Below are 17,440 nucleotides of genomic sequence, written 5' to 3'. Positions count from 1 at the left end.
CCGGCAGCGTGCGCCGCGCGGAATTTCACCTGACCGTCATGTCCGACTCGTCCGGCAGACCGGTGCGGGCCGCCCGAGGCAGCGACGATTCCTGATGCCACCCCGTTCGACCTGGCGGCCGGTGGATGAGAAGCTACCCCGGCGGGGCGGCGTTCCCCCGAGTACCGCCCTCCGCGATCGACACCTGTCACGGCACGGACCAGGGTCGCCGGGCGCACCATCGCCCGGACGCCACATACCGGCATCTCACGAGGAGTTCCATGTCCGTCACCGGGATGCGACGCCGGGCCGCCGTCGGCCTGGCCGCACTCGCCGCGACCGCGTTCACCGCTGTCGCCGTCACCCCCGACCAGGCCGAGGCCCGCCCGAAGCCGGTCGACGTCCAGTTGCTCGCGATCAACGACTTCCACGGCAACCTGGAGCCGCCGACCGGTTCCAGCGGCAGCATCGACGGCCAACTGGCCGGTGGCGCGGAATACCTGGCCAGCCACCTGAAGTCGATGCGCGCCGAGGCCAAGAAGCAGGGCAAGGGCACCGTCACCGTCGCCGCCGGTGACCTGATCGGCGCCTCGCCGCTGCTGTCCGCCGCGTTCCACGACGAGCCCACCATCGAGGAGATGAACCTCGCCGGGCTGGAGTTCGCGAGCGTCGGCAACCACGAGTTCGACGAGGGCGCGGCCGAGCTGCTGCGCATGCAGCGCGGCGGCTGCCACCCGGTGGACGGCTGCGCCGACGGCACCCCGTTCGGCGGCGCCAAGTTCTCGTACCTCTCGGCGAACGCCTTCAAGACCTCCACCGGCCTGCCGCTGATGCAGCCGTTCGGCATCAAGATCGTCAAGGGTGTCCCGATCGGCTTCATCGGGATGACGCTTGAGGGCACCCCGAACATCGTCAGCCAGCAGGGCGTCGCCGGGCTGCGGTTCACCGACGAGGCCGACACCGCCAACAAGTACGCCAAGATCCTGCGCCTGCTCGGGGTCAAGAGCATCGTCGTGCTGCTGCACGAGGGCGGCGTGCAGAACGGCGGCGGCATCAACGACTGCACCGGCTTCAGCGGCCCGATCGTCGACATCGCCAACCGGATGGACCCGTCCATCGACGTGATCGTCAGCGGGCACACCCACGCCGCGTACAACTGCAACATCAACAACAAGCTGGTCACCAGCGCCAGCTCGTTCGGCCGCCTGGTCACCCAGATCGACCTGAAGATCGACCCGCGTACCCGCGACGTGGTGAGCGCATCCGCCAACAACGTGGTGGTCACCCGGGACGTCAAGCCGGACCAGCCCTCGACCGACCTGATCAACCGGTACAAGACCGCGCTCGGCCCGGTGGCCGACCGGGTCGTCGGCGAGACCACCGCCGCGATCACCAAGACCCAGGAGAACCTGTACCAGACCGGGGTCGACGTCAACGGCAAGCCGACGTACCAGACCGGTGAGTCGCCGCTGGGCAACGTGATCGCCGACGCGCAACTCGCCGCCACCGACACCGAGCAGAACGCGGTCGCCGCGTTCATGAACCCCGGTGGCGTCCGCGCCGACCTCGACGCCGGCCCGGTCACCTACGCCGAGGCGTTCACCGTGCAGCCGTTCGCCAACAACCTGGTGACGCTCGACCTGACCGGCGCGCAGCTCTACTGCATGCTGGAGCAGCAGTTCACGGTGGCGCGCGTGCTCTACGCGTCCTCGACCGTCAACTACGTCGTCGACGTCAACGGCACCACCGCGCCGGCCGGCACCCCGTGCGCCGGCACCCGCGTGGTCCGGGGCAGCCTCACCATCAACGGCACCCCGGTGACTGACACCGCCACCTACCGGGTCACCGTGAACAACTTCCTCGCCGGTGGCGGCGACGGCTTCAGCGTCCTGACCGGCGGCACCAACGCGGTGACCGGCCAGATCGACCTGGACGCCTTCACCGCGTACCTGACCGAGAAGTCGCCGGTCTCCCCGCCGGCGCTGGACCGGATCCGCACGACCACCGAGGTCGCGGCCGGCTGACGGCCGACCGCACCGCCGACGGGCCCCGGAGCGTTCGCTCCGGGGCCCGTTCGCGTGTCAGCCGACCCGGGCCGGCTCGGGTGCCTCGGTGGCCGTCAGGCGGCCGTCCTGTGCGGCGGTGAGCAGCGGACGCAGCGACAGCGCGAGCACCGAGGCGGCCAGGCAGCCGCCCACCACCACAGCCACCCAGACCCGGCCGTTCGCCGCGCCGATCAGCGGGCCGGCGGTGACCGGGCCGACCACACCGCTGATTCCGAAGATCATCGAGCTCATCGCGTTGTACCGGCCGCGAAGCTCGTCGGTGGCGAGCGCGTTGGTGAGCGCGGGCATGACCGGCGACAGCATCGTCTCGCCGAACCCGAAGATCGCCGAGCAGGCCACCACGCCGAGCGCCGCGAGCACCGCGTTGCCGCTGCCCACCACCCCCGCCGCGCCGAGCACCAGCCACGCGCCGGCGAAGACAGCGCCGACGGTGGCGAGTGCACGGGTACGGCTGCGCCCCTCCAGCCGCCGGATCACCAGCAACTGGGAGAGCACGATCATCACGGTGTTCGCGGCCAGCGCCCACGCCACCACCCGGGGCGTCACCTCGACCACCCGGACCGAGTACGCCGCGAAGCCCACCTCGATCTGCGCGTACCCGCAGGTGGTGAGCACCAGGCCGAAGACGACCAGGCGGCGGAACGGCCGGTCCCGCAGCACCGTGAGGTAGCCGCCGGTCCTCCGGTCGTCAGCCTTCGCGCCGGCGGCCACGGCCGGAAGGCGTCCGACGTGCGGCAGCGTGAGCAGGATCAGCGCGGGGGTCAGGTAGCTCACCGCGTCCAGCAGGTAGATCACCTCGAAGGTGAACGGACGGGCCACGTCGACCACCGCGCCGGAGATCAGGCCGCCGGTGCCGATACCGAGATTGAGCAGCGCGAAGTTGAGCCCGAAGACGCGCTGCCGCTCGCCGTCGTCGGTCAGCGAGGCGAGGATCGTGTTCTGCCCGGCCCAGATCGCCGAGCTGCCGACGGCGATCAGCGTCATCACGCCGAACGCCGACGCGGTCGAGTCGACGAGCGCCAGCGAGCCGGTGCCGATCGCCTCGATCACCAGGCAGGGCAGCACCACCCGGCGCGCGCCGAACCGGTCGATGAACGTGCCGGCCAGCGGCGAGAGAGCCAGCGTGACAGCGCCGAACCAGCCGATCACCAACCCGGCCCGGGTGTCGGTCAGGCCGCGTACGTCGGTGAGGTAGATGAACAGGAACGGCAGGGTGAGGCCGCGCCCGACAGCGGAGAACAACGTGCCGAGCAGGATCCGGCGGGCTTCGGGACGGGCGGGCAGGGCGCGGCGCAGCATGGCAGGGATTCTGTTCGGCGGGTACGACGACCGCGACCCGTTTACCCCTTACACACGCGGTCGCCGGGCCGGAGGGTGAGCGAGCACACGTGCTCTGCCATGCTGACCCGGTGACGACGACCTGGCGGCACCTGCCCGCTCCGGCCCGCGAGATCGCCGAGACGGCCACCGACGCGGTGAGCGCCGCGCAGGCCCACGACGCCGAGGCGTACGCCCCGGCCGTCGAGCGGCTGGCCGCCGCCGACCGGTCCGGGCTGGTGCTCGGCGGCGTGGTCCGGCTGCTGCTGGAGGAGGGGCACCCGGACGGGCTGGACGGCGACGACGTACGGCAGGTGCTCGAGCAGTGCGTCCGGTCGGCGGCGACCTGGTGGCCCGACGTCGACCCGCACGTGCTGCTGGTGCTGCTGGCCGGAGCGCTCGGCGTCTACGACCCGGGTGACGACGAGAACCCGCCCGACCCGGCGGCGATCGCCCGGCACGCGCCGCTGCTGGTGGCCGACCTGCTGTCGGTCAACGGGCGGCCGTTCGCCGAGTACCTGACGGCCGCGTTTGCCGAGGTGGCGCGGACGGAGATGCACGACTGACGGTCCTTGTCGGCGCGCGGCCCGGCGGTGGGCCCGCTCACGGGCTGGCGGCCAGGAAGACGAACGCGGCGAGCAGCACCAGGTGCACGCCGCCCTGGAGCACAGTCGCCCGGCCCGGCACGACGGTGAGCACCGCCGTCACCGCGGTCAGCGCCAGCAACGTCATCTGGGTGCCGCCCAGGCCCAGCACCAGCGGCCCGTCCAGCCAGATCGAGGCGATCGCGATGGCCGGGATGGTCAGGCCGATGCTGGCCATCGCCGAGCCGAGCGCGAGGTTGAGGCTGATCTGCACCCGGTCCCGCCGGGCCGCCCGGGCCGCGGCGAGCGTCTCCGGCAGCAGCACCAGCAGCGCGATGACCACACCGACGAACGCCTGCGGCAGGTTCGCCGCGCTGACCGCCGTCTCGATCGCCGGGGAGATCGTCTTCGCGTCGCCGACCACCGCGACGAGCGCCACCACCAGCAGCGCCAGGCTGGCCAGCGCGGTACGGGTGGACGGCGGCTCGGCGTGCCCGTCGCCGGTCCTGTCCTCGGCGAGGATGCTGCCCTCCTGCGTGACCGGGAGGAAGTAGTCGCGGTGCCGGCCGGTCTGCACCATGACGAACAGCAGGTAGAGCGCGAGCGAGGCGACCGCCGCGAAGGCGAGCTGCGCGGGGGAGAACTCCGGGCCCGGCCGGCTCGTGGTGAACGTCGGCACCACCATGCTGAGCGTGGCGAGCGTGGCCACCGTGGCGAGCGCCCCGCCGGTGCCCTCCGGATTGAAGACCGCCACCTTTCGCCGCAGCGCGCCGAGTAGCAGCGACAGGCCGAGGATGCCGTTACAGGTGATCATGACGGCGGCGAAGACGGTGTCCCGCGCGAGCGCCTGCGTCTTGTCGCCACCGCTGATCATCAGTGTGACGATCAGACCGACTTCGATCACGGTGACCGCCACCGCGAGCACGAGTGACCCGTACGGTTCACCGACCTTGTGGGCGACCACCTCGGCGTGGTGGACAGCCGCCAGTACGGCCGCCGCGAGCAGGCCCGCCACCACGAAGATGAGCGGGCCGGGCAGCTCCCGTCCCCAGGTCATCACGAGCACGAGCACGGCGACCAGGGGCGCGACGGTGGTCCAATCGGTCAGGCGGGATCGGATCATCGGCGGCATGCGCATACTTTGCCAGGCAGCGGGGTCAACCGCGCGTGGCGGGGTGGCTTCGGGCAGTCCTGTGGATCTATTCGATCGACGCCGGTTGCCCCAGGTGGGTGGGCAGGTCACGGAGGTTCGCGATCACCGGTCCGATCCAGCCCGGATCGGTGTCCTGGTGTTCGGTGGTCCGGAGCACCGTCATGCCGGCCGCCGCCGCACCGGCCAGCTCGCCGTCCGCGCCGTCGCCCACGTACACGCAGTCGGCCGGCGCGACGCCCAGCCGCTGCGCGGCGGCGCGGTAGATCGCCGGATCCGGCTTCGCCAGCCCGGCCTCGCAGGAGAACACCGTGACGTCGAACCGCCGTGCGAGCGGGCCGCCCGGCCACACCTCGGCCGTCTCCGAGGTGGCGTTGCTGATCAGGGCCAGCCGGTGCCCGCGCTGCCGCAGCGCGTCGAGCACGTCCAGGGTTTCGGCCGGGACGCGGCCCAGCACCCGGTGGGCGAGCGCCAGCCGGTGCGCGGCGGCGCGGGCCACCTGCTCATCCGTGGGCGAACCACCGAGGCGCCCGGCGAGGATGCGGACGGTCTCCGCCGCGTTCCAGCGGACGAGGCGGTCCCGCCAGGTCGCGTGGTACGCGGCGACGAGCGCCGCCGGATCCACCCCGACGACGAGCGCCATCTCGCCGACCACCCGGTCCCGCTCGTCATCGGCGCCGTGGACCAGGGTGTGGAAGAGGTCGAAGACGACCGGCCGTGGCATGGCGGGATCCTACTGCGACGGTGACCGGTGCCGGGGAAACGCGGAGGGCACATCCGAAGCCCTTGATGCCACTGACCGCTGTTGCCGGTTGTCATCCTGTGCCCCTCAGCTCGGAGACCACTCAATCTGTTGTCACGTGTCGCGCTGACGCGGTACGTGCGGTGCCTTCTCGCTGCCTCCGCGAGTGGGCGCCAGGGATCGAAGTACAGATCCGGCATGTGACGACCCGGCTGCGCCTCACTTCCACCACCCTCGTGGGGTAGGAGCTTTGCCCTCCACCGTCTGGCTGGCTTGCAGTCGGGCCAACTCGGTCAACGCCCTTGCAGTCTGTGCCTGCGCCGCTGCCTTGGCCATCTCAACCCATACCCGCGCCAACGCGAGGTCTGCATGTGCGAGTGTTGCATATGCCGCCATTTCTTCAGGTTTGTCCACGCCTGGATGGACGTGGGATCGTCGATCATCGACGGCTTGCGCGCGAGCCCAGGCGTCGGTCAGGTACTTGCCGATCTTCTCCTCGAAGTCTTCATCGGAGATCACGTACTGCTCCATTCCTCGTAGACGACGGGATGCGAAGGCAGGTCAGCAAGCGGAGGCGGCCTCTGCCCCTCTGGGCGCCTTCGTTCGCTGCCAAGTCTTGGAGGCTAGCCAGCTGGGCCGAGGAAACAGGTCAGCCGACACGCCAACGACACTGGCGCGCCCATGCAGGCCGTGGCATTTCGCAGCGGCTGGGTAGGGGGCTTGTGCCAGCCAGGAGCGGGTACAGAGATGGAAGCGGCGAGAGTCTAGACAAGCATCCGATGCGAAAAGGTCGGACCTGGCAGGTACCGTTACAAGCACCCCCCCGAGAGGAGTAGTGCGATGCTTACCGCAAGTGACGCACGCGACATCCAAGTGGTGGAGCTGACCCCAGACGAGGAGCACGAGTACATCCAGAGAGAGTCCCGCCGCCTGCTGGGCATGGACGTCGAAGAGTTTCGGCAGCGCTGGGAAGCCGGCGAGTTTCGCGACAATGACGACCCGAAGGTGACTCAGGTGGCTATGCTGCTGCCTGATGCCCGGTAGCACCCCTCATGCCGCGTTCAGCGCGTTCGTCACTCCAATGACGGACGCGCTGAACTGTGTCGTCCACCCGCGTCTGGCCGTCTCTCCAGGCGGTCAAACGCTGATCAACCAGAAGCACAACCTCTACCTCACGGGCCATCAGCGCGAGACGGATGGCTTCCTGCGGCTTCCCCGCACGGACCTTGAGTTCCGCGCCCGCATGTTCTACATGATCATTGAGGATCCGCGGGAGGGCTACGGTCCCTACCGCGTTACCACTCGTGGTTACGACTACTCGGTTCGCAAGACGGACGGGGCGGCCGTCATCGACTACCACTGGCACCCCGTGGGCCTCTCGCACGAGAAGCGACCCCATATCCACCTCGGGTCATCGCAGCTGCGACCCGACGCTGTGCTGTCGAATAAGCAGCACATTCTGAGTGGTCGCGTAACGCTTGAGTCCGTAGTGCGTGACCTCATCGGCCTGGGCGTGCCGCCCCGCTTCGAGGACTACGCCGCCCTCCTCGACCTGTGCGAGGCCCCGCACCTGCTTCATCGGACCTGGACGAACGACTACGAGCAAGAGACTGGCCAGTCCATCCCGGAGTGATTGCGGCCCACCTGCTCGTCGCGTCGCTCACCGTCGGCCCAGGACCGCCCCAGCCAGCGGCTGGCTGTACAGCCACCTTCTGATCCGTAGCTCCGGGCGATGCGATCTCTCGTGGCCGCGCCCGACCTCCCACAGCTCCTGGTCGTCGCGTGGCAGCTCGTGCGGCTTGCTCGGTTGCTGTACTTCGCTGCTGTACTGCTGCGGCTGCTCCCCGTCGTCGGGTAGTGCTGGGCGGCCCGCATGTTGGACCGAGCAGCTTGATCGGCGCTGGCCTTCGCCGCTGAACCTGCTTCGATTACTGCTCGGCGAGGGAAGCCCCGAACGCATACCATCTTCCTCGGATGGCCAGCGATGTTCCTAACTTAGGAAGTCACGAACTGGCCGGCGGACTGTGCCGCTGCCCCCGTTCGTCGTCCAGGCGCTGACCGACCATCGGCAGTCCTTCGAAACGGGCGCCGACGGGTTGATCTTCGTCGCCCGGACTGGCGAGCCGCTGAAGCGGGGAACGTTTCGGGCTCGGATCTGGAAGCCCTCCCTGCAACGCGCCGGCCTGCCACTCGGGCTCCGGTTCCATGACCTGCGGCACTCCTACGCGACGTGGCTCGTCTCCGACGGGGTACCGATCAACGACGTAGCCAAGGTGATGGGACACGAGCAGACGTCGACGACTCTGGACCGGTACACGCACTCGACCCTGGACCGGGATCGCAGGGTGCTCGCGTCGTTTGCTGCCTTCTCGCTGCCTCTGCTGGAGCAATGATCGGCGGGAACGAATCAAGGCCCCTCCGTGGAGGGGCCTTGACCTTTACTTACCTCTGGTCGGGGTGGCCGGATTCGAACCGACGACCTCTTCGTCCCGAACGAAGCGCGCTACCAAGCTGCGCCACACCCCGAGGCGTGCCGACAAATAGTAGCCCACCCGCCCGCACGGTCAAACTCGGTACCCCCCGCCCCGCGTACCCGGCAGATCTTGGTACGGATCGGCCCTCCGAGGGGCGGCCGCGTACCAAGATCTGCCGGGGGGTCAGCGGGGGATCAGGGTGAGGATGCTGGCCTCTGGGGGGCAAGCGAAGCGGATCGGGGCGGTGGGATGGGTGCCGAGGCCGGCGGAGACGTGCAGCCAGGAGTCCGAGCCGGGCCAGCGGTGCAGCCCGCGCGCCATCGAGCGGGGCAGCCCGCAGTTGGTCACCAGGGCGCCGTACCCGGGCACGCGGACCTGGCCGCCGTGGGTGTGGCCGGCGAGCAGCAGACCGAAGCCGTCGGCGGCCATCCGGTCCAGCACGATCGGCTCGGGGGAGTGGGACACCGCTATCGACAGCGCCGCGTCGCCGCTGACCCGGCCGGCCACGGCGTCGTAGTCGTCCCGTTCGATGTGTGGGTCGTCCACGCCGGCCAGCTCGATCTCCCGCCCGCCGGCCTTGAGCGTGGTGCGGGCGTTGTTCAGGTCGGCCCAGCCGGCACCGGTGAGGATGTCGCGCAGTTCCTCGTACGGCAGCGGCACGCCGTCGGTGTACTCCCGGTCGGGCAGGAAGTAGGTGAAGGGGTTCTTGAAGACCGGACCGGTGTAGTCGTTGGAGCCGAAGACGAACGCGCCGGGCAGATCGAGCAGCGGCTGCAGGGCACGCAGCACGCCCGGCACCGACTCCGGGTGCGCCATGTTGTCGCCGGTGACCACGACCAGGTCGGGGTCGAGCGCGGCCAGTGAGGCCACCCAGTCCTGCTTGCGTCGCTGGCCGGGCATCATGTGCAGGTCGGAGAGGTGCAGCACCCGCAGCGGTTCGGCGTCGGTCGGGAGCACCGGCACGTCGTACCGGCGGAGGGTGAACATGTTGCGCTCGATGAGCGACGCGTACGCCAGGGTGGCCGCGCCGGCGGCGACGGTTCCGGCCGCGAGCCGGAATAGTGTGCGCTTTCGCATGGCGTTCAGGGTAGTTTCACCGTCCATGAGCACGCTGAAGGACCGTCTCACCGCCGACATGCGCGCCGCTCTCAAGGCGCGCGACGAGCTGACCACCTCCACGCTGCGGATGGCCCTGGCCGCCGTGGGCAACGCCGAGGTCGCCGGCCGGGAAAAGCGCGAGCTCAGCGACGACGAGGTGCTCGCCGTGCTGACCAAGGAGGCGAAGAAGCGCCGCGAGGCGGCGGTGGCGTTCGCCGACGCCGGGCGCGCCGAGCAAGCCGGCAAGGAGACCGCCGAGGGTGAGGTGCTGGAGCGCTACCTGCCCAAGCAGCTCTCCGACGAGGAGCTGGCCGAGCTGGTCTCGGGGGCGCTCACCGCGGGCGGCTTCACCGGCAAGGCGCAGATGGGCCCGGCGATGAAGGCGGCCCAGGGCGCGGTGGCCGGCCGGGCCGAGGGTGGTCGGGTCGCCGCGGAGGTACGCCGCCAGCTCGGCCTCTGACCCGGGCTCCGGTAGCGCGGAAACGACGACGGCCACCTCCCGGGGAGGTGGCCGTCGCTGTCTGCTGTCCGGGATCAGTTCCCCGGGCGTCCCGGTCTGCCGTTACCCCCGCCCGGCCCACCCGGCCGGTCCGGTGTCGCGGTGCCGCCCTGCTCCGGGGTGCCCGTGCCCTGGCCGGAGCTAACCTCGATCATCACCACGCCACCCTTGATGGTGCGCCCGTCCGGGCTGGTGCCGGCCGCGGTGCCGGCCGGGCACTCCGACGGCACCTTGTTGCTGGAGACCACCGGCTCGAAGCCGGCACCCTTCAGCCGGGACTTCGCGGTGTCGATCGACTCGCACTTGACGCCGGGGATGGAGCGCTGGTCACCCAGGACGATCTTGCCGCTGGGCGGCGTGAAGTTCTTCCGCTCCTTGCCCTTCATGGCGTCGCGCAGCGTCTGGTAGACCGCCGGGTTGATGCCCTGGGGCGTCTCGTCGTGGCCCATCTTCTGGTTGGTCTGCGGCCAGTCCGGGTCAGCCATGATGCCGGCCACCGCGTACTGCTTGGTCATCGCGACCAGGGCCGAGGTGCGGTCGGAGTCGGTGGTGCCGGACTTGCCGGCCACCGGCGCGTCGACGATGTTGCGGACGTTGCCGGCGGTGGCGGGGCCGCACTTGGTGGTGGAGGAGCGGTCACCGACCGGGCAGCGCGCGGCGTCCACGGCGGCGCGGGCCACCTCGGTGCTGACGCGCTGCTCGCAGCGCGGGTTGGCGACGTCCAGCTTCTCGCCGTCCGGGCCGCGGATCTCCTGCACCGGGATCGGCTCGCAGTACTTGCCGTCGGCGGCGAGCGTGGCGTACGCGTTCGCCAGCTCCAGCGGCGTGGTCTGGGAGACGCCGAGGCTGAACGCGCCCCACTGGTGCGGGTTGGCGGCGAGCTGCGCGTCGCTCGACGAGCGGAACGTGATGCCGAGCTTCTGCGCGGCCTTCACCACGTTCTCCGCGCCGACCCGCTGCTGGAGGTCGATGAAGAAGGTGTTGACCGAGTAGCCGAAGCCACTCCACATGTTGTGCATGCCGGCCATCGCCGGGTTGGCGTTCTTCGGGCAGTACTTGCTGGTGCCCGGGCAGGCGGCGGGCGAGTTGAACTCGACCGGGTAGTCCGACTTGAACACCGGCTGCGCGTTGATGGGGTAGCTGAGCGGGTAGCCCTTCTCCAGCGCGGCCACCAGCGTGAAGATCTTGAAGGTCGAGCCGGCCTGGTAGCCGGCGATGCCGGGACCACCGGTGACCAGCGGGTTCACCGTGTTGGGGTAGTTGCCGCGGATCTTCTTCTTGGCCTTGGCCGGGTCGCTGGAGATCTTGTTCTGCGGGTCGGCCGGGTCGTCGAGCTTGAAGTTCCGGTTCACCGCCACGGCGCGCACCCGGCCGGTGCCCGGCTCGACCGCGGCCACCATGCGGGCCGCCTTGCTGCTCTCGCCGAGCTTGTTGCGGACGGCCTTGTCGGCGCCCTTCTGGGCCTGGACGTCCAGGGTGGAGATGATGGTGTAGCCGCCGCTCTTGAGCCGCCGCTCACGGTCGTACGACGTGGCGCCGAACGTCTCCTGCTGCAGCCACCAGCGGTAGAGGTAGTCGCAGAAGAAGCCCCAGGAGCGGGTGGTGGTCTGGGTGCAGCCGTTCGGGGTGCGCTTGCCCTTGACCACGAGCTTGATCTTCTTGGCGGCGTCCGCCTCCTGCTGGGTGATCGCGCCGATCTGCACCATGTTCTGGATGACGTAGTCGCGCCGGCCGACCGCCTCCGGGTAGCCCGACTTGGTGGTCGGGTCGAACGAGGTGGGGGCCTTCACCATGCCGGCGAGCATCGCCGACTCCTGGATGTCGAGCTTGCTCGGCGGCTTGTTGAAGTAGACCTGGCTGGCCGCCCAGATGCCGTACGCGCCGTTGCCGAACGCGGCGATGTTCAGGTAGCGCCGGAGGATCTCGTCCTTGGAGAGCTCCTTGTCGACCTGGAGCGCCAGGCTCATCTCGCGCAGCTTGCGACCGCTGGTGTCCTCGGTCGCGGCGACCACGTCGGCCGGGTGCGTGGCCGAGTAGGAGATGGCCAGCCGGACGTACTGCATGGTGAGCGTCGACGCTCCTTGCCGGGACGAGCCGGCGGCCTGGTTGTTGACGAAGGCGCGCGCCACACCGTTGATGTCCACGCCGTTGTGCTTGTAGAAGTCGTGGTCCTCGGCCGCGATGATGGCCTTCTTCATGTACGGCGAGATGTCCTCGAACTTGACGTCCTTGCGGTTCTCGTCGTACATCGTGGCCAGCACGGTCTTGCCGTCGGCCGCGAGCAGCTTGGTGATCTGCGGCGCCCGGGCGACTGTCAGCTCCTTGGGCAGCGCCTCGAACGTCTCCGCCCCCGCCTTCGCGGCCAGGCCCGACATCGCCGCCACGGGGAAGGCCGCCGCAGCGACCACCACTCCGGCCAACAGGCCGCAGATCAGCAGCGATGCGGCGTTGGTCAGCACGTTGTGGTCACGTTTCCGCATCCAGGTCACCTCGACAGGGTACGCGAGTAGGGAATGGCGGGCGCGCGGGGAACTTTCCCCATTTCCTGCACGCGCCGGCCTCGTTGTGCTAAACGCACGAGCCCTGGTCCGAGGTTGCGTGGGATCCGGCGGAAGTCTCGCCGAACTCCGGGAGCGGCGCAGCGTTTTCACGTAGTCGGGCGGGGTAGTCGCGGGGCGAAAGCCCGGGAAGCCGGGAGTGTCCGGAATGATGGATTTCGCCGACAACGTTGCGTAATCGGGCGACTACACAGCATGATGGTGGCGGCGACCGCAGCCATGAGTCGTTCGTGCCGCCCTGGGGAGGCCGGGGCGAACGACCGGGGGGATGTACGACGGCTGCTCGCGCGAAGTCGGTAGGTACTGCAAGGGGGGACGTGTACAGATGGGCATGATCACTGACTGGCCGTCACTGGCGGCGTGTCAGAACGGAGACCCGGACGCGTTGTTCGTACAGGGCGCCGAGCAGAACGTGGCGAAGAGGATCTGCCGGAGCTGCCCAGTTCGGTACGAGTGCCTGGCCGACGCGCTCGACAACCGGATCGAGTTCGGCGTGTGGGGTGGCATGACCGAGCGCGAGCGCCGGGCGTTGCTGCGCCGTCACCCGCAGGTCACCAGCTGGCGCAAGATGTTCGAGGCGGCCATGAAGAAGAACGCCAAGGAGAAGGCCGGCAAGGACAAGGTCCTGGTCACCACGGCCACCTGACCGCACCCGTCAGCTCCGGCTGATCGCCTCGCCGATCGTCCGCAGCCCGTCGACGTCGTGCACGTCGGCGGGTTGCGCCGTCACCGACACCGCCGGCACCGCCGGGAACGCCTCGGTGAACCGGGCCGCCACCTGCTCCTCGCGTACCGCCTGCTGAGCCAGCGCGGCGTGCGCGCGCAACACCTCGACGGTGCCCTCGTGCCCACCCACGCCGGCCAGCCGCTCCGCGGCGGCCAGGCTCTCCGCCGCGGACAGGTCCGCGGCCGGCCGGTGCACCCGGTTGAGTACCAGCCCGGCCAGCGGCATCCGCTCCTCACGCAGGCGGCCGGCGAAGTAGGCGGCCTCCCGGACCGCGTCCGGCTCCGGCGTCGCGACCAGCAGGAACGCCGTCTCCCGGGCCTGCAGGATCCGGTACGTCTGCTCGGCGCGCTGCCGGAACCCGCCGAACATCGAGTCGAGGGCGGCAACGAAGCCGGACAGGTCGGTGAGCAGCTGGGCGCCGATCACCTTCTGCACCACCTTGGAGAACATCCCGAAGCTGGCGGTGACCAGGCTGAACATGCTCCGCCCGCCGCTGCGTGCCGGAGCCAGCAGCAGCCGCAGCATCCGGCCGTCGAGGAACCGGGACAGCCGGGCCGGTGCGTCCAGGAAGTCGAGCGCGGACCGCGACGGCGGCGTGTCCACCACGATCAGGTCCCACTCGCCCCGGGCGTGCAACTGGCCCAGCTTCTCCATCGCCATGTATTCCTGCGTGCCGGCGAAGGTGGAACTCATGGCCTGGTAGAAGGGGTTCGCGAAGATCTCCGCGGCCTTCGCCGGGTCGGTGTGCTGGAGCACCACGTCGTCAAACGTGCGCTTCATGTCGAGCATCATGGCGTGCAGTTCGCCGCCGCCGGCCTCGACGTCGATGCCCTTTACCTGCCGGGGTGTGTTGTCCAGTTCGGTCAGGCCGAGCGACTGGGCCAGCCGCCGGGCCGGGTCGATGGTGAGCACCACCGTCCGCCGGCCGTGCCGCTCGGCCGCCCGCAGCGCCAGCGCCGCGGCGGTGGTCGTCTTGCCCACGCCGCCCGCCCCGCAGCAGACCACGATCCGTACGCCGTCGTCGGCGAGGATCTGGTCGACGTCAAGCGGAGGCGCCGCGTCTTCGGAAGGCACCAATCGAGCGTATCGGTCCCGAGGGCCTCTCTGCTCCGTGCCGGCCGCAGGTGTGAGTCAATCCGCCCGGACGAGGGCCTCGGCGAGCGTCTCCAGCCCGGCCCGGTCGACCCCCTCGGGCAGCAGCGGCAACTCGACCAGAGGCAGGCCCAGATCCACCAGGTCACCCCGCAGGGAGTCCTCCAGCTCACGGCGTACCTGCTGGTCACGTGCCTCCTCGACGAGCCCGGCCACGGTCGGGCCGTCGGCCGGCAGGCCGGCGGCGGCCAGCCCGCGCTTCAGCTCGGCCGCCGTCACCGCGCGTCCGGCCGGCACCGGCGGGCGGACGCCGTTGACGATCACGCGGCCGACCGGGAAACCGAGCTGGGTCAGCTCCGCGACCGCGTCGAGCGTCTCCTGGACCGGCATCTCCTCCAGCAGCGTGACCACGTGCACAGCGGTCATCGGGGACCGGAGCAGCGCGGAGACACCCTCGCTCTGGGTCTTGATCGGGCCGACCTTCGCCAGCCGGGCGGTCTCCGCCGTCACGTTCAGGAAGCGGCCGATCCGCCCGGTCGGCGGCGCGTCCAGCACCACCGCGTCGTACGTCCGGCGCGACCCGCTGGTGCGGGTGGTCGCCTCCTTGACCTTGCCGGTGAGCAGCACGTCGCGCAGGCCCGGCGCGATCGTGGTGGCGAAGTCGATCGCGCCGAGCTTGCGCAGCGCCCGGCCGGCCGCGCCGAGCTTGTAGAACATGTCCAGGTATTCGAGGAGCGCCTCCTCGGCGTCCACCGCCAACGCCCGCACCTCACCGCCGCCGGGCGCGTCGGCGAGGTGCCGTTCCTCGTACGGCAGCGGGTCGGTGCCGAAGAGCTGGGCGATGCCCTGCCGGCCCTCCACCTCGACCAGCAGGGTGCGCCAGCCCCCGGCGGCCAGGCCGAGGGCCAGCGCGGCGGCCACGCTGGTCTTTCCGGTGCCGCCCTTGCCGGTCACCACGTGCAGGCGGGCCGGCCATCTGCCGGCGGACTCGGCCGGCTGCTCACTAGCTGCCACCCGTCGAGCCTAACCAGCCGTTGGGACCAGCCCTGTCCGGCCGGCGGGATCAGCCGACCTCGCAGACCCACCAACCCGTCTTCCGCACCACTGTGAAACGCAGCGCCTGCTCGGCGACCTTCTCGTCGGCGGTGGTCATGGTCACCCGCGCGGACACGGTTGCCCGGTCCCCGGTCTGGTTGTCGACCGTCGGGGTGGGCCAGCGGAAACGGGGGTTCTGGTACTGGGCGACGTACTCCCGTACCTCGGTGACCTTGGCGGCGATCTTCTCGTCGTCACGGGCCGCCGAGCAGACGAACGCGGCCGCCTTCTCGGAGTCGCGCTCCTGGTAGACGGCCTTGAGGAAGCCGTCCACGGCTACCTGCGGTTCTTTCGCGCCCTGGCCGTCCTCGCTGTTGCGTAACGCGAGGAACGCGGCAGTGCCCCCACCGCCGCAGAGCAGGACCGCGGCGGCCAGCACCAGCGAGACGATCAGCACCGCCGGTCGCTTTCGCGGCGGGGTGTCGGACGGGTACGGCGGCGGACCGGCTGCGGGTGCGGGTGCGGATCCCGGCGGCGCGCCGCCGGCGGGCGGCGGTTGCGGATTCGGGTCGCCGGGCGTGCCGGTGTCGCCACCGGCGGGCGGTTGGGTCATCTGTCTCCCCCGGGTTGCGGCTCCCGTCGCCGCCCCAGGCGACGGGCACGGGTCGAGGTGTGCGGGCGCGCGTCGGCGCGCGTCCAGTCCGGAAGGGTATCGGTCGGCGGTGCGCTTGCCAGCCCCGCGTACGCGCCCCGCCGGGCGGACACGGCTAGCGCGTTCCCGACCACCCTTGTGTCGCAAATGTGACTGGAGGTGACGAGGAGTGCGCGTCCCGTTGCCGGGACTTGTCGCAGGATCTACGTTCGTCCCCGACGCGGAGAGCCGGGCCGGGGACGGCTCCGAGCCGGATGGCGGTGTTTGTTGAACAGGTACGACGCCCGGAGGCGACGGATGCGTGACGCGGAGAACAGTCCCCGAGGCCAGTTCCCCGGTGACCGGGCCGGACGGCCGGGTGAGGCCGAGGTGCCGGGTGCGCCGTTCAACGAGCGCTCCTACGGCCCGCCGGCCGAGGCGGTCCGGACGCTGCCCCGATCCGGCGGGAAGGGGCGGGACGAGGACGAGCCCGGCTACGTCATCCACCTCCAGGTCCGGGTACCCGACCTGGACGCGGCCACCGCGCTCGCCGGCACCGTGGCCACCTCGCTGGGCTTCCTGGTGGAGCTGGACGCGGGCGAGACCACCGTCTCCACCGCCGACGACCAGAACAACAGGCACCGGGTCTTCTGCGACCTACTGCTGCCCGACCGCAGCCGGTGCCCGCAGCGCTTCGAGCACGAGGGCCCGTGCGGCGAGCCGCCACCGGCACCGGAGCCGCGTCCCGCGTCCTGGTGACCGCGGCGGACCGTAGGCTGTGCCTGACCGAAGTCCAAGTCAGGCAAGGGAGCCCTCCTCCGATGCAGAAGTGGGAATACGCCACGGTGCCGCTGCTGGTCCACGCGACCAAGCAGATCCTCGACAACTGGGGCGAGGACGGCTGGGAACTGGTCTCCGTGGTCCCCGGCCCGAACCCGGAGCAGCTCGTCGCGTACCTGAAGCGTCCGAAGGGCTGACCCCGATGAGCAACGGACCCCACGCGAAGCTCGCCGAGCTCGGCCTCGAACTGCCCGAGGTGGTGCCGCCGGTGGCCAGCTACGTGCCGGCCGTTCAGTCCGGGCAGCACGTCTACGTGTCGGGCCAGCTGCCGATGGCCGAGGGCAAGCTGCTCGCCACCGGCAAGGTCGGCAACGGCGTCTCGGCCGAGCAGGCCAAGGACCTGGCGGAGCGGTGCGCGCTGAACGCGCTCGCCGCGATCGACGCGCTGGTCGGGCTGGAGAACGTGGTGAAGGTGGTGAAGCTGACCGGCTTCGTGGCCAGCGCACCCGGCTTCACCGGCCAGCCCGGCGTGATCAACGGTGCCTCCGACCTGTTCGGCGCCGTGTTCGGCGAGGCCGGCCGTCACGCCCGCAGCGCCGTCGGCGTGGCCGAGCTCCCCCTAGACGCCCCGGTAGAGGTAGAGGTCATCGTCGAGGTCGCGTAACGCTGAAGCCCGCGATCTTGCGGTTGTGGCCCCGGCAGAAGCCC

The 17,440-nt window shown here is 70.4% G+C and carries 19 protein-coding genes and 1 tRNA gene; 10 read left to right on the top strand and 10 right to left on the bottom strand.

Annotated features, from left to right (window positions below):
• Positions 1–260 precede the first annotated feature (260 nt).
• Positions 261–2,003: a bifunctional metallophosphatase/5'-nucleotidase gene (locus tag O7611_RS27105; protein WP_194803322.1), complete on the top strand. Its 1,743-nt coding sequence runs from the start codon at positions 261–263 to the stop codon at positions 2,001–2,003.
• Positions 2,004–2,060: 57 nt separating this feature from the next.
• On the opposite strand, the gene O7611_RS27100 is transcribed toward O7611_RS27105, so the two are convergent.
• The gene (locus O7611_RS27100) at positions 2,061–3,344 is read right to left on the bottom strand and encodes an MFS transporter (RefSeq protein ID WP_194803323.1); all 1,284 of its coding nucleotides are present in this window, start codon (positions 3,342–3,344) and stop codon (positions 2,061–2,063) included.
• Between the two features lie 110 nt (positions 3,345–3,454).
• Between O7611_RS27100 and O7611_RS27095 the strand changes: the two genes are divergently transcribed.
• The gene (locus O7611_RS27095; protein ID WP_269697788.1) at positions 3,455–3,928 is read left to right on the top strand and encodes a hypothetical protein; all 474 of its coding nucleotides are present in this window, start codon (positions 3,455–3,457) and stop codon (positions 3,926–3,928) included.
• Between the two features lie 37 nt (positions 3,929–3,965).
• Here O7611_RS27095 and O7611_RS27090 read toward each other — a convergent pair whose 3' ends face one another.
• The 3 genes from O7611_RS27090 to O7611_RS27080 all read right to left on the bottom strand — a co-directional run bounded on the left by O7611_RS27090 (position 3,966) and on the right by O7611_RS27080 (position 6,369).
• A complete protein-coding gene (locus O7611_RS27090; RefSeq protein WP_228533023.1) occupies positions 3,966–5,069 on the bottom strand; it encodes a calcium:proton antiporter in 1,104 nt (367 codons plus the stop codon).
• Positions 5,070–5,145: 76 nt separating this feature from the next.
• Positions 5,146–5,820: an HAD family hydrolase gene (locus tag O7611_RS27085; protein ID WP_194803326.1), complete on the bottom strand. Its 675-nt coding sequence runs from the start codon at positions 5,818–5,820 to the stop codon at positions 5,146–5,148.
• Between the two features lie 237 nt (positions 5,821–6,057).
• Entirely contained in the window at positions 6,058–6,369 is a 312-nt protein-coding gene (locus tag O7611_RS27080) for a hypothetical protein (RefSeq protein WP_269697787.1), read from the bottom strand.
• Positions 6,370–6,678: 309 nt separating this feature from the next.
• On the opposite strand from O7611_RS27080, the gene O7611_RS27075 reads away from it, so the two are divergent.
• From O7611_RS27075 to O7611_RS27065, 3 genes are all read left to right on the top strand, one after another.
• Positions 6,679–6,882 (top strand): hypothetical protein, encoded by a 204-nt coding sequence (locus O7611_RS27075; protein ID WP_194801995.1) that lies wholly within the window; start codon positions 6,679–6,681, stop codon positions 6,880–6,882.
• Entirely contained in the window at positions 6,872–7,471 is a 600-nt protein-coding gene (locus tag O7611_RS27070) for a hypothetical protein (RefSeq protein ID WP_269697786.1), read from the top strand. The genes O7611_RS27075 and O7611_RS27070 overlap by 11 nt, the downstream gene beginning before the upstream one ends.
• 391 nt (positions 7,472–7,862) lie before the next feature.
• On the top strand, positions 7,863–8,231 hold the full coding sequence (locus O7611_RS27065) for a tyrosine-type recombinase/integrase (RefSeq protein WP_194801993.1): 369 nt from the start codon (positions 7,863–7,865) through the stop codon (positions 8,229–8,231).
• 56 nt (positions 8,232–8,287) lie between these two features.
• Here O7611_RS27065 and O7611_RS27060 read toward each other — a convergent pair.
• Positions 8,288–8,364: transfer RNA gene (locus O7611_RS27060), tRNA-Pro, on the bottom strand.
• Positions 8,365–8,495: 131 nt separating this feature from the next.
• Entirely contained in the window at positions 8,496–9,389 is an 894-nt protein-coding gene (locus O7611_RS27055; RefSeq protein ID WP_194801992.1) for a metallophosphoesterase, read from the bottom strand.
• A gap of 25 nt (positions 9,390–9,414) precedes the next feature.
• On the opposite strand from O7611_RS27055, the gene O7611_RS27050 reads away from it, so the two are divergent.
• Positions 9,415–9,870 carry a GatB/YqeY domain-containing protein gene (locus O7611_RS27050; protein WP_194801991.1) on the top strand — a complete coding sequence of 152 codons (456 nt, stop codon included), beginning with the start codon at positions 9,415–9,417 and terminating at the stop codon, positions 9,868–9,870.
• Between the two features lie 74 nt (positions 9,871–9,944).
• On the opposite strand, the gene O7611_RS27045 is transcribed toward O7611_RS27050, so the two are convergent.
• Entirely contained in the window at positions 9,945–12,389 is a 2,445-nt protein-coding gene (locus tag O7611_RS27045; protein WP_194801990.1) for a transglycosylase domain-containing protein, read from the bottom strand.
• Between the two features lie 403 nt (positions 12,390–12,792).
• Between O7611_RS27045 and O7611_RS27040 the strand changes: the two genes are divergently transcribed.
• The gene (locus O7611_RS27040; protein ID WP_043327856.1) at positions 12,793–13,113 is read left to right on the top strand and encodes a WhiB family transcriptional regulator; all 321 of its coding nucleotides are present in this window, start codon (positions 12,793–12,795) and stop codon (positions 13,111–13,113) included.
• 9 nt (positions 13,114–13,122) lie between these two features.
• Here the strand turns inward: O7611_RS27040 and O7611_RS27035 are convergent, their stop codons facing one another.
• The 3 genes from O7611_RS27035 to O7611_RS27025 are packed head-to-tail and all read right to left on the bottom strand — an operon-like array spanning position 13,123 to position 15,934.
• Positions 13,123–14,271 (bottom strand): ArsA family ATPase, encoded by a 1,149-nt coding sequence (locus O7611_RS27035; protein ID WP_194801989.1) that lies wholly within the window; start codon positions 14,269–14,271, stop codon positions 13,123–13,125.
• A gap of 54 nt (positions 14,272–14,325) precedes the next feature.
• The gene (locus O7611_RS27030; protein ID WP_194801988.1) at positions 14,326–15,300 is read right to left on the bottom strand and encodes an ArsA family ATPase; all 975 of its coding nucleotides are present in this window, start codon (positions 15,298–15,300) and stop codon (positions 14,326–14,328) included.
• Between the two features lie 49 nt (positions 15,301–15,349).
• Positions 15,350–15,934 carry an Rv0361 family membrane protein gene (locus tag O7611_RS27025; RefSeq protein WP_194801987.1) on the bottom strand — a complete coding sequence of 195 codons (585 nt, stop codon included), beginning with the start codon at positions 15,932–15,934 and terminating at the stop codon, positions 15,350–15,352.
• 336 nt (positions 15,935–16,270) lie between these two features.
• Between O7611_RS27025 and O7611_RS27020 the strand changes: the two genes are divergently transcribed.
• The 3 genes from O7611_RS27020 to O7611_RS27010 all read left to right on the top strand — a co-directional run bounded on the left by O7611_RS27020 (position 16,271) and on the right by O7611_RS27010 (position 17,396).
• Complete coding sequence (locus O7611_RS27020; protein WP_194801986.1) at positions 16,271–16,711, top strand: hypothetical protein; 441 nt, start codon at positions 16,271–16,273, stop codon at positions 16,709–16,711.
• Positions 16,712–16,773: 62 nt separating this feature from the next.
• Positions 16,774–16,929: a DUF4177 domain-containing protein gene (locus O7611_RS27015; RefSeq protein WP_013289021.1), complete on the top strand. Its 156-nt coding sequence runs from the start codon at positions 16,774–16,776 to the stop codon at positions 16,927–16,929.
• Positions 16,930–16,934: 5 nt separating this feature from the next.
• The gene (locus O7611_RS27010) at positions 16,935–17,396 is read left to right on the top strand and encodes a RidA family protein (protein ID WP_135242382.1); all 462 of its coding nucleotides are present in this window, start codon (positions 16,935–16,937) and stop codon (positions 17,394–17,396) included.
• The last annotated feature ends 44 nt before the right edge of the window (positions 17,397–17,440 follow it).

It is taken from the genome of Micromonospora sp. WMMC273, from assembly GCF_027460285.1.
In the GTDB taxonomy this organism is placed as follows: Bacteria; Actinomycetota; Actinomycetes; order Mycobacteriales; family Micromonosporaceae; genus Micromonospora; species Micromonospora aurantiaca.
Note: the sequence above shows the minus strand (reverse complement) of the source record. Positions and strands in the feature narration are given on the sequence as shown.

Coding starts and splice junctions, on each gene's coding strand:
- O7611_RS27105 (WP_194803322.1), top strand. CDS start 261: ATGTCCGTCACCGGGATGCGACGCCGGGCCGCCGTCGGCCTGGCCGCA.
- O7611_RS27100 (WP_194803323.1), bottom strand. CDS start 3,344: ATGCTGCGCCGCGCCCTGCCCGCCCGTCCCGAAGCCCGCCGGATCCTG.
- O7611_RS27090 (WP_228533023.1), bottom strand. CDS start 5,069: ATGATCCGATCCCGCCTGACCGATTGGACCACCGTCGCGCCCCTGGTC.
- O7611_RS27085 (WP_194803326.1), bottom strand. CDS start 5,820: ATGCCACGGCCGGTCGTCTTCGACCTCTTCCACACCCTGGTCCACGGC.
- O7611_RS27080 (WP_269697787.1), bottom strand. CDS start 6,369: ATGGAGCAGTACGTGATCTCCGATGAAGACTTCGAGGAGAAGATCGGC.
- O7611_RS27075 (WP_194801995.1), top strand. CDS start 6,679: ATGCTTACCGCAAGTGACGCACGCGACATCCAAGTGGTGGAGCTGACC.
- O7611_RS27070 (WP_269697786.1), top strand. CDS start 6,872: ATGCCCGGTAGCACCCCTCATGCCGCGTTCAGCGCGTTCGTCACTCCA.
- O7611_RS27055 (WP_194801992.1), bottom strand. CDS start 9,389: ATGCGAAAGCGCACACTATTCCGGCTCGCGGCCGGAACCGTCGCCGCC.
- O7611_RS27050 (WP_194801991.1), top strand. CDS start 9,415: ATGAGCACGCTGAAGGACCGTCTCACCGCCGACATGCGCGCCGCTCTC.
- O7611_RS27045 (WP_194801990.1), bottom strand. CDS start 12,389: ATGCGGAAACGTGACCACAACGTGCTGACCAACGCCGCATCGCTGCTG.
- O7611_RS27040 (WP_043327856.1), top strand. CDS start 12,793: ATGGGCATGATCACTGACTGGCCGTCACTGGCGGCGTGTCAGAACGGA.
- O7611_RS27025 (WP_194801987.1), bottom strand. CDS start 15,934: ATGACCCAACCGCCCGCCGGTGGCGACACCGGCACGCCCGGCGACCCG.
- O7611_RS27020 (WP_194801986.1), top strand. CDS start 16,271: ATGCGTGACGCGGAGAACAGTCCCCGAGGCCAGTTCCCCGGTGACCGG.
- O7611_RS27015 (WP_013289021.1), top strand. CDS start 16,774: ATGCAGAAGTGGGAATACGCCACGGTGCCGCTGCTGGTCCACGCGACC.
- O7611_RS27010 (WP_135242382.1), top strand. CDS start 16,935: ATGAGCAACGGACCCCACGCGAAGCTCGCCGAGCTCGGCCTCGAACTG.